This window comes from Roseomonas elaeocarpi (assembly GCF_042433915.1).
Classification (GTDB): Bacteria; Pseudomonadota; Alphaproteobacteria; order Acetobacterales; family Acetobacteraceae; genus Roseomonas; species Roseomonas elaeocarpi.
This window is the reverse complement of sequence record NZ_JBHLUN010000022.1, coordinates 1-13751: the sequence shown is the minus strand read 5'-3', so window position 1 is coordinate 13751 and position 13751 is coordinate 1. Positions and strand designations below refer to the sequence as shown.

At 70.6% G+C, this 13751-nt stretch carries 13 protein-coding genes; 7 read left to right on the top strand and 6 right to left on the bottom strand.

The features are described 5' to 3' along the window. Positions 1-472 precede the first annotated feature (472 nt). A complete protein-coding gene (locus tag ACFFGY_RS21955; RefSeq protein WP_377046680.1) occupies positions 473-1843 on the top strand; it encodes a sensor histidine kinase in 1371 nt (456 codons plus the stop codon). On the opposite strand, the gene ACFFGY_RS21950 is transcribed toward ACFFGY_RS21955, so the two are convergent. The 4 genes from ACFFGY_RS21950 to ACFFGY_RS21935 form a co-directional block, all read right to left on the bottom strand. After that, a complete protein-coding gene (locus ACFFGY_RS21950) occupies positions 1810-2481 on the bottom strand; it encodes a helix-turn-helix domain-containing protein (protein ID WP_377046679.1) in 672 nt (223 codons plus the stop codon). The genes ACFFGY_RS21955 and ACFFGY_RS21950 overlap by 34 nt on opposite strands. 201 nt (positions 2482-2682) lie before the next feature. Then, positions 2683-4269, bottom strand: coding sequence for a sensor histidine kinase (locus tag ACFFGY_RS21945; RefSeq protein WP_377046678.1), 1587 nt, complete (start codon positions 4267-4269; stop codon positions 2683-2685). A gap of 114 nt (positions 4270-4383) precedes the next feature. After that, positions 4384-4758: a response regulator transcription factor gene (locus ACFFGY_RS21940; RefSeq protein ID WP_377046677.1), complete on the bottom strand. Its 375-nt coding sequence runs from the start codon at positions 4756-4758 to the stop codon at positions 4384-4386. Positions 4759-4886: 128 nt separating this feature from the next. Then, positions 4887-5513, bottom strand: a complete 627-nt coding sequence (locus ACFFGY_RS21935; RefSeq protein ID WP_377046676.1) for a response regulator transcription factor — start codon at positions 5511-5513, stop codon at positions 4887-4889. 368 nt (positions 5514-5881) lie between these two features. On the opposite strand from ACFFGY_RS21935, the gene ACFFGY_RS21930 reads away from it, so the two are divergent. From ACFFGY_RS21930 to ACFFGY_RS21905, 6 genes are all read left to right on the top strand, one after another. Then, the gene (locus ACFFGY_RS21930) at positions 5882-6703 is read left to right on the top strand and encodes an alpha/beta fold hydrolase (protein ID WP_377046675.1); all 822 of its coding nucleotides are present in this window, start codon (positions 5882-5884) and stop codon (positions 6701-6703) included. A 133-nt stretch (positions 6704-6836) separates the two neighbouring features. After that, the gene (locus ACFFGY_RS21925) at positions 6837-7487 is read left to right on the top strand and encodes a hydrolase (RefSeq protein WP_377046674.1); all 651 of its coding nucleotides are present in this window, start codon (positions 6837-6839) and stop codon (positions 7485-7487) included. A gap of 92 nt (positions 7488-7579) precedes the next feature. Next, positions 7580-7840, top strand: a complete 261-nt coding sequence (locus tag ACFFGY_RS21920) for a DUF1427 family protein (protein ID WP_377046673.1) — start codon at positions 7580-7582, stop codon at positions 7838-7840. 84 nt (positions 7841-7924) lie between these two features. Beyond that, positions 7925-9802 carry an amidohydrolase gene (locus ACFFGY_RS21915; RefSeq protein ID WP_377046672.1) on the top strand — a complete coding sequence of 626 codons (1878 nt, stop codon included), beginning with the start codon at positions 7925-7927 and terminating at the stop codon, positions 9800-9802. 49 nt (positions 9803-9851) lie between these two features. Beyond that, positions 9852-10529, top strand: a complete 678-nt coding sequence (locus tag ACFFGY_RS21910) for a YoaK family protein (RefSeq protein WP_377046671.1) — start codon at positions 9852-9854, stop codon at positions 10527-10529. Then, positions 10526-11251 (top strand): MgtC/SapB family protein, encoded by a 726-nt coding sequence (locus tag ACFFGY_RS21905; RefSeq protein WP_377046670.1) that lies wholly within the window; start codon positions 10526-10528, stop codon positions 11249-11251. The genes ACFFGY_RS21910 and ACFFGY_RS21905 overlap by 4 nt, the downstream gene beginning before the upstream one ends. A 44-nt stretch (positions 11252-11295) precedes the next feature. Here ACFFGY_RS21905 and ACFFGY_RS21900 read toward each other — a convergent pair whose 3' ends face one another. Together ACFFGY_RS21900 and ACFFGY_RS21895 are read right to left on the bottom strand one after the other, a co-directional pair. After that, complete coding sequence (locus ACFFGY_RS21900) at positions 11296-11598, bottom strand: UBP-type zinc finger domain-containing protein (RefSeq protein WP_377046669.1); 303 nt, start codon at positions 11596-11598, stop codon at positions 11296-11298. Beyond that, positions 11595-13235 (bottom strand): FAD-dependent oxidoreductase, encoded by a 1641-nt coding sequence (locus tag ACFFGY_RS21895; RefSeq protein ID WP_377046668.1) that lies wholly within the window; start codon positions 13233-13235, stop codon positions 11595-11597. The genes ACFFGY_RS21900 and ACFFGY_RS21895 overlap by 4 nt, the downstream gene beginning before the upstream one ends. Positions 13236-13751 lie beyond the last annotated feature (516 nt).

Here is a 13751-nt window from a genome sequence, read left to right as displayed (position 1 = left end):
TCAAGGCCCTCGACAACGTCGCCCTGCGCCCCGGCATGCCCGTCGATACCCAGATCAAGACCGGCGAGCGATCCTTCGCCCGCTACATGATCCAGCCCCTCCTCGACAGCTTCCACAAGGCCTTCCGCGAACAGTAGAAGCACACACGGCAGCAGGGCAGCAGGGCGCTCCACCCCACGGGAGCGCCCGCACCACAGCAGGCAAAGGTAGAGGAAGACGGCGCGGCCGGGGAGGGCAACATCCCCGGCCGCGCCTCCTTCGCGTTCCGCTTCAAGATTGACAGCACGTCGCCTTTTCAACGATGCGGTCGTTCAGGCCCCTTCGATCCGACGGGTCCAGGAAGTGGGTAAGCCGGACGATCGTGAAGCAGGTCTTCTCCCTGTGGCCTTCCAACATGGCGGCCGAGCATCCTGGCAGGGAAGGTGACCTGCCCCGCTGGGCTCACGCGGGCAGGGCGGGGCTGCAGCGAAGCATGCTGCGGCACTTCGCAGCTCTGGTGCTTCCGGTTGCGCTGGGCGTCGCGGCCGGCCTGCTGCTGTACAGCCGGGTTCCGGTTCTCGCCGCTTTCGCCCTGCTCGCGCTCTGCCTCGCGGCATGGCTGAGCTGGAAATCCGCCGGGGAACGGGTGCGGGGCGAGCGCAGCAACCGTGAGATCTTCGAGCGGCCCGGCATCTCCCTTTGGCGGGAAGACTGGTCCGCCGTGGCCGAGGCCATCCTGACGGTTCGCCGGTCCGGCGTCAGCGACGTGCAGGCGCACTTCATCGCGCGGCCGGACGAGGCGCGGCGATTGCGCGAAGCCGTGCTCATCACCGACGTCAACGCCTTCACGCTGTCGATGATGGGCGTCGCCCGCAAGGAAGACCTCGTCGGCTCGCTCGCCCGCATCCTGCCCAACACCGACCAGACCTTCGACCAGTGGCTCCTGGCCCTGTCGAACGGCGAGCGTTTCTACCGCTCCGAAACCCACATCACCCGCCCCGACGGCAGCGTCATGGACGTGCTGTTCACCGCGGCACTGCCCGACTCGCTGGAAGGCTTCAAGGACATCATCGTCACCGCGGTCGACGTGTCCGGCTACCGCGCGGGGCAGGATCGCATGGCGAGGATGCAGGCGGAGGTCGCGAGGGCCGCGAGGATCACCACCATGGGCACGCTGACCGCCTCCATCGCGCACGAGGTGAACTCGCCCCTGGCCGCCGTGGTCAGCCACGCCCAGGCCGCGCAGCGCTGGCTCGACCGCCCCGAGCCGCAGCTGGAGGAAGCCCGCAGCGCGATGGTCGCCGCGGTGCGCGACGGCCTGCGGGCGCGCGACGTGGTGGCGCGCATCCGCAGCTTCCTCGGCAACGCGGCGGATCGCGGCGAGCGCATGGACCTCGCGGCCGTGGCGCGCGACGCCATCCTGCTGATCGAGCGGGAGCTGCGGCGCCTGGGCATCTCCGTCCACCTCGACGCCGCCGCGAACCTGCCCGCGGTGGTCGCCGATCCGGTGCAGATCGGGCAGGTCCTGGTCAACCTGATGCTGAACGGTGCCCAGGCCATGGCGCATCTGCGGGAGCCGAAGGATCTCACCGTGCGGATCCGGCACGAGGACGGCAAGGTGGTCACCGAGGTCCGGGACCGCGGTGCCGGCATCCCGCCCGACAGCATGGCCCGCCTCTTCGAGCCCTTCTACTCGACGCGCGAAGGCGGCATGGGCATGGGCCTCGCGATCTGCCGCAACTGCGTGGAAGCGGCCGGTGGCCGGATCTGGGCGACGAGCGAGCCGGGCCAGGGCGCAACCTTCCGCTTCTCGCTGCCCACGCCCGAAGGCTACGGCGCGGGACATCCGTCGCCGGCACGCTGACCGGCGCCGTTCCGCCCGTTTCGCGCGCTGGCATCGCCGTCGGGACGGTGCGGCGATGCGCCTCGTGACCGGCGAGGCACCGGCCTGTCCAGCCGGGCGGCCTGGTGTTCGCGCCGCCAGGCCATCGGCGTGGTGCCCGTGGCGTGGCGGAACAGGCGCGACAGGTGTGCCTGGTCCGCCAGGCCGCAGGCGAGCGCGATGTCGGACAGGGGGTCGTGGGTGACGAGCATCAACAGCTTGGCACGCAGCACCCTGCGGCTCACGACGTAGCGGCAGGCGGTCGTCCCGAAGCTGCGCTTGAAGGCACGGGCGAAGTGGCCGCTGCTGAGGCGCGCCTGCGCCGCCAACTCCTCCAGCAGGATCGTCCGCGAAAGCTGCGCATCGATGAACTGCAGGAGACGGCGCAGCTGCCAGCGTGCCAGGCCGCCCGGCACGGCGGGGGGCAGATCACCGCACCAGTCCCCTCGGCCCCCGTCGAGCAGCGTGCAGCCCTGCGACAGGTGGACGATCGCATCGGCCCTGTCCCGGTCCTCGCCCAGGGTGCCGCGGGCACCCGGCAGAAGCCGCGACACGGCGGCTGCCTTGCTGTCGGCCCCGCGGCCCTCGCCGGGCGTTCCGTTTTCCAGGCCTGCCGGCATCTCCGCTGATCCCCTCCGGCACCACGCGGCCGGCTGGCGGAAAACTGCGCGCGGCCCCGCCGGCGATCCATCCTACACCCATCCGCCGTGACCAGATGCAGGTCTGCTGCCAGCCAAACCTTCGTATAGGGTCGTCCCGCACGGACCAGCGGCCTGGATGGGTGATCCACCGGACGCCGCGGCGCCGCGCGGCACCGGCCTTCAGCCCGCCGTCCGGGCGAGCGGCAGCACCACCGTGAACACCGCACCCCCGCCCTCGCGCGCCTCGGCGCGCAGGGAGCCGTCGCAGGCCTCGACGATGGAGCGGCAGATCGACAGGCCGATGCCGGTTCCGCCGGGCTTGGTGGTGTAGAAGGGATCGAAGAGGTGGCGCAGGGCGTCGCCCGACAGGCCCGGGCCACGATCCTCGACGCGCAGGCACGCCGTCGCGCCGACCTGCTCCGACCTGATCAGCAAGGGCCGGCTCTGCTGCCCCTGCATAGCCTGGATGGCGTTGATCGCAAGGTTGATGAGCACCTGCTGCAGTTCGATCCGGTCGGCCATGACGGGCAGCGGCGCCCGGGCGAGGTCCAGGGTGAGGGTCACGCCATTCCCGCTCAGCTCCCGCCGGAGGAGCGCCAGCGCCTCGCCGACCACGGCGTTGAGGTCCAGCACCACGTAGTCCGGCGCCGTGCGGGTGGTCATGCGGCGGATCCGCTGGACGATCTGCGCCGCCCGCTGCCCTTCCGACACCACCATGGTGAGGCAGCTGACCGCTTCCGGCAGGTCGGGCGCCTCGCGCGACAGCCAGCGCAGCGCGGCCTCGCCGTTGGTCACCACGCCCGTCAGCGGCTGGTTGACCTCGTGCGCGATCGAGGTCGTGAAGGCGCCCAGCGTGGCGGCGCGCGCCACCTGGGCCAGCTCCGCCCGCGCCTGTTCCAGCGCACGCTCCGCCCGGACGCGGTCGGTGACGTCCACCAACCCGATCAGCACGCTGCCGAAGGCTTCGGACTGCCGGGGAAAGGTGACGTCCACGATGACGTGGCGACGCTCGCCGGTGGCCGTTCGGATCGTGGTTTCCGACAGGAAGCTCGGGCGGTTTTCCGAGATGGCCACCAGGAAGTCGGCGAAGGTCGCCCAGGTTTCCTCGGTAAAGAAAGCGCCGAGCGACTGCAGCACCTCCGCCCTGCTGCGGGCCCGCATCAGGCGGATCGCCGCCGCGTTGGCGTCCAGGATCCGCACGCGCCGGACGTAGTTCTCCACCAGCTCCGGCTGCTCGCGCAGGCGCGCCTGCAGCGCGGTGCCTTTCTCATCGGCCTGCAGCAGGCGGCGGACCGCGGAAAGGTCCTGTTCCCAGATCGCGATCCCGGTGCGGTCGAAGATATGGCGGTACCGGTCCTGCTCCCACGCCGTGACGCAGGACCTGTTCTGGCGCCAGGCCGCCAGGCCGGTGGCGAGCGCGATGCAGAGGAAGGTCAGCGGGACGTGCCACGTCACCCCATCCGGGCCGGTCGCCGCCCGTGTCACCACGAGGTCGAACAGCGCGAGAGCCACGCAGCCGGCTGCCGCGAGATACAGGCCACGCCGCCCCGCGAGCTCCGCCATCAACAGGATGACCAGCACGTAGGCCGCCGTGGCCGTCAGGCCGATGCGGCTCAGAACCCCGATCGCGAGCAGGCCGGACACGCCGACGGCGAGGCCGAGCCATGCCGGTCCGCGCCGCAACGCCCGCGCCGGCGGCGGCATGGTGCCGCCGGCATCGCCGTCGCCCGGCACTCCGGGCAAGTAGTCCGTTCGCGCCTCCTTCATCGCGGGATCTCCGTGCTGCGGCCGACCGCGCTCCGGCACGCGGACGGGATCACGGCCCGGTGGCGCGCCGGGGCGGCCGGCATCCCCGCCTGGTCTCGCCGCCCATCCAGCGGATCAGCCCTGCGGCGTCGCATCGAGGAGTGCACGGAGGTTCGCCACGAGCATCTCGGGGTCGGTGGGTTTCTCGAGGAAGAAGCGCGCACCCTCGGCCAAGGCGCGCTGCCGGACGCGCTCGTCGGGATAGGCCGTCATCAGCACGACCGGCAGTTCCGCGCGGCGCTGCCGCGTGACGCGCAGCAGGTCGAGCCCCGACAGGCCCGGCATCTGAACGTCCGACAGGACACAGCCGAAGCCGGACAGGTCCTCGGCCAGGAAGGCCTCGGCGGAGGCGAAGCCCACCGACCGCAGATCGGCGGAGCGGAGAAGGTTCGCGATCGCCACCCGAACCGTGTCGTCGTCCTCAACGATCGCGATAAGCTCTTGCCGCAATGGGCCCAATCCCTCCGGATGCCGACCGGGAGGGCGAACCCGGCCCGCCCTCATAATCGTCCGGTGGAATTGCCGGCACTATACACAAGCTTAGTCCCGGCAGCCCGGTCCCGGTGCGCGCACGCCCGTTACGGCAGCCGGTTCAGGGCATCCGCCGCGCGCACGAGGTCCGCCAGCGTCCGCACCTCCATCTTCCGCATGACGCTGGCGCGGTGCAGCTTCACCGTGATCTCGCTCAGGCCCAGCTCGCCGGCGACCTGCTTGTTCATCAGGCCGGAGGTGACGAGCGCCATCACCTGCGCCTCGCGCGGGGTCAGGGCGGCGTAGCGGGTCCGCGCCTCGGCCACCGCCTCCAAGGCCCGCCGCCGCCCGCGCTCCCGCTCCAGCGCGGCATCGACGGCGTCGAGCATGTCCTGATCGCGGAACGGCTTGATCAGGAAGTCCGCGGCGCCGGCCTTCATGGCACGCACGCTCATCGGAACGTCGCCGTAGCCGGTGACGAAGATGATCGGCGGATGCTCGCCGCGCTCGGCCAGGCGCGACTGGAACTCGAGGCCGCTCATGCGCGGGATGCGGACGTCCATGATGATGCAGCCGACATGCGCGGGCATCGGCGCGTCGAGAAGATCGCGCGCGGATTCATAGAGGAGCGTGTCGTGCCCCACCGAGCGGAGCAGGCTGTCGATCGCGCGGCGCACGGCGAGGTCGTCGTCCACCACGATGATCAGCGGCCGGACCCTGCCCCCGTCATCCATGGCTTCTGGCCTGTTCCATTCCATCCTCCGGCCGGCAAGCGGCACACGCCACGGGACCGGCGGCCACTTCCTTATCGCCCCGCCTCGCCCAGGACCACGTCCGGATTATCCAAATTTGTTGTTCCTCAACAATAGCGCCGCCGGTGCCGGCGCTACGGTCACGCTCATCCGGTGCGGCCCTCAGCGCGCTGGCGACCCAGGGAAAGCGCATGAGCAAGAGCCCGGCGACCGGTCCGGCCACCCGCCGCGATGTTCTACGCAGTGCGGTCGCCGGCGCGGCCCTGCCGGTTGCCTCGGCCGCGGCGCAGCCCGCGTCGGCGCACGCAACACCCCGGCACGAGACACCCCAACCGCAGGAGCAACGCAGCATGGCCAGTTTCACCACGCGCGACGGCACGTCGATCTACTACAAGGACTGGGGCAGCGGCGCGCCGGTCGTGTTCAGCCACGGCTGGCCACTGTCCTCCGACGCCTGGGAAGCGCAGATGATGCATCTCGCCTCCAATGGCTTCCGCTGCATCGCGCATGACCGGCGCGGCCACGGGCGTTCCTCGCAGCCCTTCACGGGCAACGACATGGACACCTATGCCGACGACCTCCACGCGCTGATGGAGCACCTGGACCTGCGCGGCGCGATGCTGGTCGGGCATTCCACTGGTGGTGGCGAGGTGGTGCGGGTCGTCGGCCGGCACGGCACCGCGCGCGTCAGCAAGGCCGTGCTGGTCAGCGCCGTGGCGCCTTACCTGGTCAAGAACGAAGGCAGTCCGGAGGGCGTGCCGCTGGAGGTGCTCGACGGCCTGCGCGCCAGCATGCTGAAGGATCGCTCGCAGCTGTTCCAGGACTTCACCACGGTGTTCTTCGGCGCGAACCGCCCGGACGCGGAGGTGACGCAGGGCATGCGCGACAGCTTCTGGCTGCAGGGCATGATGGGTGGCCTGAAGAACGAGTACGACTGCATCAAGGCCTTCTCCGAGACCGACCTGACGGAGGACCTGCGCAGGATGGACATCCCCGTGCTGGTGATCCACGGCGACGACGACCAGGTGGTGCCGATCGCCGCTTCCGGCATGCGCTCCGCCAGGATCGCACCGCGCGCGACGCTGAAGGTTTATCCCGGTGGCGCCCACGCGCTGACCGACGTGGCCCGCGACCGGCTCAACGAAGACCTGCTGGCCTTCGCCCGCTCCTGACCGCAGGCGGGGCGGCAGCCGCCGCTCCACCCATTGCATCAATGCAATCACGCACTTGCCTTATCCGGAATGGCACTGCGTCGATGCCGCGGCAACAGTGCCGACATCGCTTCCCCAACAAGGACCGACCCCCATGCCGACCGCCACGCCGACCCCGGGCAAGCAGCTGATCTCGCCCAAGAACCACGCGCTGATCATGATCGACTTCCAGTCGCAGATGAGCTTCGCGACCAAGTCGATCGACACCACGATCCTGCGCAACAACGCCGCCCTGGTGGCGCAGGCCGCCGCCGGCTTCAAGGTGCCCACCATCCTCACCACGGTCGCGGTGGATACCTTCTCCGGCCCGATGTACGCCGAGATCACCGAGGCCTTCCCGGGCCAGACACTGCTCGACCGCACTTCCATGAACACCTGGGAGGACGCGGCGGTGATCGAGGAGGTCAACCGCATCGCGCAGGGACGCATCGTGCTGGCGGGCCTGTGGACCTCGGTGTGCATCGTGGGCCCGGCGCTGTCCGCGCTCGACCAGGGCTTCGAGGTTTACTTCATCGCCGATGCCTGCGGCGACATCTCGGATGAGGCGCACCAGCGCGCGGTGGAGCGCATGATCCAGGCGGGTGCTCGGCCGATGACCTCCCTGCAGTACATCCTCGAGCTGCAGCGCGACTGGGCGCGCACCGAAACCTACGCGATGACCACCGGCATCGCGCAGAAGCTGGGCGGCGCCTATGGCCTGGGCATCACCTACGCCAAGACGATGTTCAACGCCCACGAGGGCTGAGCCGACAGGGCGCCGGGCCGCACTCCTCCTCCCCCCTGGCCCGGCGCCCTTCCCCCACGCGTCCTTTCCCCGCCGCGACGGAAGCTGCCACGATGACCTACCTGTTCTCGCTCGGCGCCGGCCTTCTCGTCGGCGTGGTGTACGGCCTGCTCGGCGTCCGCTCCCCGGCGCCGCCGGTGATCGCGCTGCTGGGCCTGCTGGGCATCCTGGCGGGCGAGCAAATCGTGCCCATCGCGCAGCGCCTGTTCCGCCGTGAACCGCTCACGCTCTCGCTGCTGGCCAAGGAATGCGGTGAGCATCTCTTCGGCACGCTTCCCGCCAATTCCGCCTCGAAGCGCGATGGCGCAGCCTGAGCCCGGTTGTCCCGTCGCGCCGCGTCCGTCTCTCCCGGCGGCCACGCCGCCCCCAGCCTCGCCGCCCACGAACGGAGCCCCGCCATGGCCGACACCGCGCCTGAGATGATCCTGCACAACGGCCGGATCACAACGCTGGACCGGGGCAACCCGGCACCGGAAGCCGTCGCCATCACGAATGGCCGCTTCTCCGCCGTGGGCGAGGCCGCGGCGATCCTGCCCACCGCCGGTCCGAACACGCGGGTGATCGACCTCGGGGGCCGGCGGCTGATCCCCGGGCTGATCGACAACCATCTGCACGTCATCCGCGGCGGGCTGAACTTCAACATGGAGCTGCGCTGGGATGGCGTGCGCTCGCTGGCCGACGCGATGAACATGCTCAAGCGCCAGGTGGCGATCACGCCGCCGCCGCAGTGGGTGCGCATCGTCGGCGGCTTCACCGAGAACCAGTTCGCCGAGAAGCGCCTGCCCACGCTGGACGAGATCAACGCCGTGGCGCCCGACACGCCGGTCTTCATCCTGCACCTGTATGACCGCGCGCTGCTGAACGGTGCGGCGCTGCGGGCCGTGGGCTACAACAAGGACACGCCCAACCCGCCGGGCGGCGAGATCCAGCGCGCGCCCGACGGCACGCCCACCGGCCTGCTGCTGGCAAGACCCAACGCCGGCATCCTTTACGCCACGCTGGCCAAGGGACCGACGCTGCCCTTCGACTACCAGCTCAATTCCACGCGCCACTTCCTGCGCGACCTGAACCGCCTGGGCGTAACGGGCGCGATCGACGCGGGCGGCGGGTTCCAGAACTATCCCGACGACTACAAGGTGATCGAGAATCTGGCCGCCGATGGTGAGCTGACGGTGCGCATCGCCTACAACCTGTTCACGCAGAAGCCCAAGGGCGAGAAGGATGACTTCCTGCGCTGGACCAGCACCGCGAAGTATCAGCAGGGCGACGACTACTTCCGCCTCAACGGCGCGGGCGAGATGCTGGTCTTCTCGGCGGCCGATTTCGAGGACTTCCGGGTCGAGCGTCCCGAGATGCCGCCGGAGATGGAGCCGGAGCTCGAGCAGGTGGTGCGCATCGTGGTGCAGAACCGCTGGCCCTGGCGGCTGCACGCCACCTACGACCAGACCATCGGCCGCGCGCTCGACGTGTTCGAGAAGGTCGACGCCGAGATGCCGATCGGTGACCTGCACTGGATCTTCGACCACGCCGAAACCGTGAGCGAGCGCAACCTCGAACGCATCGCGCGGCTCGGCGGCGGCATCGCCGTGCAGCACCGCATGGCCTACCAGGGCGAATACTTCGTGGAACGTTACGGCGCCCGCGCCGCGGAGGCCACGCCGCCGGTGGCGAAGATGTTGGAGATGGGCGTCAAGGTGTCGGGCGGCACCGACGCCACCCGCGTCGCCTCCTACAACCCCTGGGTCGCGCTCTACTGGCTGACCACGGGCAAGACCGTGGGTGGCATGCGCATCACGCCCGAGCGCAACACGCTCGACCGCGAAACGGCGCTGCGGATGCTGACCGAGAAGGTCACCTGGTTCTCCAACGAGGAAGGCAAGAAGGGTCAGATCGCCGAAGGCCAGCTGGCCGACCTTGCCGTGCTGGACCGCGACTACTTCGACATTCCCGGCGACGAGATCCAAGACGTCACCTCGCTGCTGACGGTGGTGGGCGGGCGCGTGGTGCACGGCGCGGGCGGTTTCGCGCCGCTCAGCCCGCCGCTGCCGCCGGCCATGCCCGACTGGTCGCCGGTGCGCCGCTTCGGCGGCTACCAAGACCGCCGGGCAGCCTCGGGGGATACCAGGGGCGTCTTTGCCCGCGCCATGGCCCGCTGCTGCGACGCCGCCTGCGGCGTGCACGGGCACGACCATGCCGGCGCCTGGGCGGCCTCCACCCCGGCCGGCGGCGATCAGGGGTTCTGGGGCGCGCTCGGCTGCTCCTGCTGGGCCTTCTGAGGGTGACTTCCGACCAGCCTCTCCGCCTGGCCGTAGCGCGAAGGGCGTCATGAAGCTGTCGATCCCGCTCGTCCTCACCTTTAACGGCGGTTTCGTGGATACGGCCGGCTTCCTTGCCCTGCAGGGCCTGTTTCCCGCCCACGTCACCGGCAACTTCGTGACCATCGGGGCGGCGCTGACGGGTGGCAGCGCCGGCGTGGTGACCAAGCTGCTCGCCCTGCCGACCTTCGGGCTCGTTGTTCTGCTGACCACCCTGCTTGGCCGCAGTCTGACGGAACGCCGCCGGCCGGCAGCGCAGCTGCTTCTGACCCTGAAGCTGGTGCTGCTGGTGCTGGGGGCGGGCATGGCCGTGACGCTGCTGCCGGGACAGGCGGTGGACTCCCCCGCGGCGATGCTGACCGGGCTGGTTCTCGTGACGGCCATGGCGGTGCAGAACGGCTTCCACCGCCTTCACCTGGGCGCCTTTCCGCCCAGCACCCTGATGACGGGCACCACCACGCAGGTGATGATCGACCTGGCCGACCTGCTGCGCGGCCTTCCGACCGAAAGGACGCGGGAAACGCGCGGGCGGTTGCGGCTGATGCTGCCGCAGCTGGCAGTCTTCGCGCTGGGCTGCGCCGTGGCGGCGGCGCTCTACGCCGCGACCGGCGCGTGGTGCTTCGTGCTGGCACCGCTGGTCGCGCTGCTGGCGCTGCTGGCATCCCTCAGCGAAGGGGCCACGACGTGACGGGCGGCGCGGTCGGCACCTTCGCGCTCGCCATGCTGCTCGGCGGTGCGATCGGGATGGAGCGGCAATGGCACCAGGGCATGGCCGGCCTGCGGACCAACGCGCTGGTCGCGACGGCGTCCTGCGCCTTCGTGCAGCTCCCGCTGGCGCTGCACGGCGATCTTTCGCCCGCGATCCTCGCGGGATCGGTGATCTCGGGCATTGGCTTTCTCGGCGCCGGCGTCATCCTGCGCGAAGGCACCAACGTGCGCGGCCTGAACACCGCGGCGACGCTCTGGGGATCGGCCGCGGTGGGCGTTTACACCGGGGCCGACCTGCCGGGCACGGCGGCGGCATTGGCCGGGATCATCCTGGTCATCAACGTGCTGCTGCGTCCCGTCGTCGCGCAGCTCAACCGACTGGGCGCCCAGTTCTCGACGGGCGCGCGCACCACCTTCGCCGCCACGGTGGACTGCGACGTGGCGGAGCAGGCCTCCGTCCGCGCCCTGATCCTGGAGCGCAGCCACCGGTTGGCCCTGCACCTTCTCAGCCTGCGCAGCACCACGGTGGCGGAGGACGCCACGCTGCTGCGCCTGCACTTCGAGCTGATGGGCTTCGGCCGTGTCGAGCGCACGGTGGAGCAGCTGCTGACCGGCCTCGGCAGCGCCCGTGGCGTGAGCGGCTTCGCCTGGTCGCGGCTTGGCGATGCCGGCAGCGACATCGCCCTCCATCCCGAGAGTTGAGGCGGTCCGCCGTGGGTCCTGACCGGCCGACGGCGCGGCGTCTCTCACACGAAGCGCGGGATGGGACCCAGCTGCGGCGTCTGGTCCGGCAGCTCGACCTCCATTTCATCGACGTAGCACCAGCCCCATCCCTCCGGCGGGTCGTAGCCTTCGATGATCGGGTGTCGCGTCGCGCGGAAATGCGCCCGCGCGTGCCGGTGCGGTGAATCGTCGCAGCAGCCGACATGGCCGCAGCTGCGGCAAAGGCGGAGGTGAACCCAGGGGCTGCCGATCCTGAGGCATTCCTCGCAGCCGCGGGCGCTGGGCGTGACCTCCCTGATCGTCGCGCGGTGGGTGCATCCCGTCATGCGGGCTCCTTTGCTCGCTGGGCGATCATGGCATGGATCTGCGCGACGACCGCCGCACCTTCGCCCACGGCGGCGGCGACGCGCTTGGTCGAGCCGGCGCGGACATCGCCGATCGCGAAGACGCCGGGCCGGCTCGTTTCCAGCGGAAGCGTGCCCATCCCGGTCACGACGAAGCCCTTGGCGTCCACCTCGACGCAGTGCTGCAGCCAGCCGGAGTTCGGATCGGCCCCGATGAACAGGAAGATGTGGCGCAGCGCGCGCCGGTACACGCCGCCGTCCGAATGCCGGATAAAGACGGCGGCGGACAGGCCGGAAGCGCGATCGCCTTCCAGCTGCGTGATCTCGGTGCCGACGTGGATCTCGACATTCGGCAGCGCCGCGATCCGGTCGATCAGGTAGCGCGACATCGTCGCCTTCAGCGGGCGCCGGACGACCAGGTGCAGGCGTTTGACCTTGGGTGCGAGAAAGACCACGGCCTGGCCCGCCGAGTTGCCGCCGCCGACCAGGGCGATCTCCTCGCCCGCGCACAGCCGCGCCTCGACCGGCGTCGCCCAGTACGAGATGCCGGCACCCTCGAAACTCGCGAGGTCGGGAATGTCGGGCCGGCGATAGCGGGCGCCGGACGCCACCACGATCGCCCGCGCCTCGATGCGGCGATCCCCCTCCAGCTGCAGGGTCAGCAGCGGGCCCGAGCAGTCGAGGCCCTCGATCCGCACCGGCAGCACGATCTCGGCGCCGAACTTCAGCGCCTGGTTGACGGCGCGGCCCGCCAAGGCCTGACCCGAGATGCCGGTCGGGAAGCCGAGATAGTTCTCGATCCTGGCCGAGGCGCCTGCCTGCCCACCCGTCGCGTGCTCGTCCAGCACGATCACCGACAGCCCTTCGGAGGCCGCGTAGACGGCCGTCGCCAGCCCGGCCGGCCCCGCGCCCACGACCGCGACGTCGTACACCGCCGCAGGGTCCAAGGTCGGCGTCAGGCCGAGGCAGGCGGCGAGTTCGGCCTCGCCCGGCCTGCGCAGCAGCGCCCCGCTGGGGCAGACGACCAGGGGCAGCTCATCCGGTCGCATGCCGGTGCGTTCCACCAGCGCCCGCCCCTCGCCCTCGGCGCCCGCGTCGAGCACCAGGTTCGGGAAGCCGCTGCGCGCCAGGAAGCCCTGCAGGCGAACGAGGTCCGGGCTACCCGGCACACCGATCAGGATGGTGCCGGCGCCGCCTTCCTCGATCAGGCTCACGCGGCGCAGGATCAGGGCGCGCATGACCAGCTCGCCCACATCCGCCGATCCCACCATCAGGGCGCGCAGATGCGCCGGGTCGAAGGGCAGCGCCACGCAGCCGTCCGGCCCGGCCAGGCCGGCCGCGATCGACGGCCGGCCGGCGAGCTGGTTGACCTCGCCGCTGAACTGGCCGGCACGATGCGTGGTGATCGGCGCCTCGAGGCTCAGCCCGTCGCGGCGCATGACGTCGATCGCGCCTTCCAGCACCAGCCAGGCCGGCGCGTCCCGCTCGGCGATCGCGTAGATTGTCTCGCCCGGGGCGAAGCGGCGGGCCGGGCCGCTGGCGAAGCGCCGGGCGGTTTCGATCTGCGCGGCGTCGAGCACGGGGAACATCTGGTGCTCACGCATGGACAGGGTGCTCATGCTGCCCTCCCTCCTGTTGCGAGGCGCCACGGTGGCGATGCGCCCAGGGTAGCGCCTACGAGTCCCGCCCAGGGGCTTCGGTGGATCTTGCCTGCACTGGCTGAGTTTTAGGGAACAGCACGACGCCCTGCTTGTATGATCCGCACATCGCGACGCCGTGCAAAGATTTCGATGTGCGGTTCCGCCCGTCCGGCCCGCGGCCGGGCACCGTTGCGCCTGACCCTGGCATTCCTGCCGCGGCGTCTCTCCCTCCCGCAGGGCGCCGCCCGCCCGGTGGCAGCCACGCCCTCGCCAGCCCTTCCGCCAGGGCCTATTATGGCCCCAACGGGCCAGGGGCATTGAACGCGCGGAACGTTCGCCTGTGCATGGCCTCTTGGGAAGGATCGGCCGCATGTCCAGCACCATCGACGTCGCGCGCATCGGGCACTTCATCGGGGGCCAGGTGCAGACCGGGGCGGGGGAATACGCCCCCGTGTTCAACCCCGCCACGGGCGAGGTGTCGGGCCAGGTCGCGAT

Excerpts from the sequence above, each read along its gene's own strand:
- ACFFGY_RS21955 (WP_377046680.1), top strand. The coding sequence starts at position 473 with ATGCTGCGGCACTTCGCAGCTCTGGTGCTTCCGGTTGCGCTGGGCGTC.
- ACFFGY_RS21950 (WP_377046679.1), bottom strand. The coding sequence starts at position 2,481 with ATGCCGGCAGGCCTGGAAAACGGAACGCCCGGCGAGGGCCGCGGGGCC.
- ACFFGY_RS21945 (WP_377046678.1), bottom strand. The coding sequence starts at position 4,269 with ATGAAGGAGGCGCGAACGGACTACTTGCCCGGAGTGCCGGGCGACGGC.
- ACFFGY_RS21935 (WP_377046676.1), bottom strand. The coding sequence starts at position 5,513 with ATGGATGACGGGGGCAGGGTCCGGCCGCTGATCATCGTGGTGGACGAC.
- ACFFGY_RS21930 (WP_377046675.1), top strand. The coding sequence starts at position 5,882 with ATGGCCAGTTTCACCACGCGCGACGGCACGTCGATCTACTACAAGGAC.
- ACFFGY_RS21925 (WP_377046674.1), top strand. The coding sequence starts at position 6,837 with ATGCCGACCGCCACGCCGACCCCGGGCAAGCAGCTGATCTCGCCCAAG.
- ACFFGY_RS21920 (WP_377046673.1), top strand. The coding sequence starts at position 7,580 with ATGACCTACCTGTTCTCGCTCGGCGCCGGCCTTCTCGTCGGCGTGGTG.
- ACFFGY_RS21915 (WP_377046672.1), top strand. The coding sequence starts at position 7,925 with ATGGCCGACACCGCGCCTGAGATGATCCTGCACAACGGCCGGATCACA.
- ACFFGY_RS21910 (WP_377046671.1), top strand. The coding sequence starts at position 9,852 with ATGAAGCTGTCGATCCCGCTCGTCCTCACCTTTAACGGCGGTTTCGTG.
- ACFFGY_RS21900 (WP_377046669.1), bottom strand. The coding sequence starts at position 11,598 with ATGACGGGATGCACCCACCGCGCGACGATCAGGGAGGTCACGCCCAGC.
- ACFFGY_RS21895 (WP_377046668.1), bottom strand. The coding sequence starts at position 13,235 with ATGAGCACCCTGTCCATGCGTGAGCACCAGATGTTCCCCGTGCTCGAC.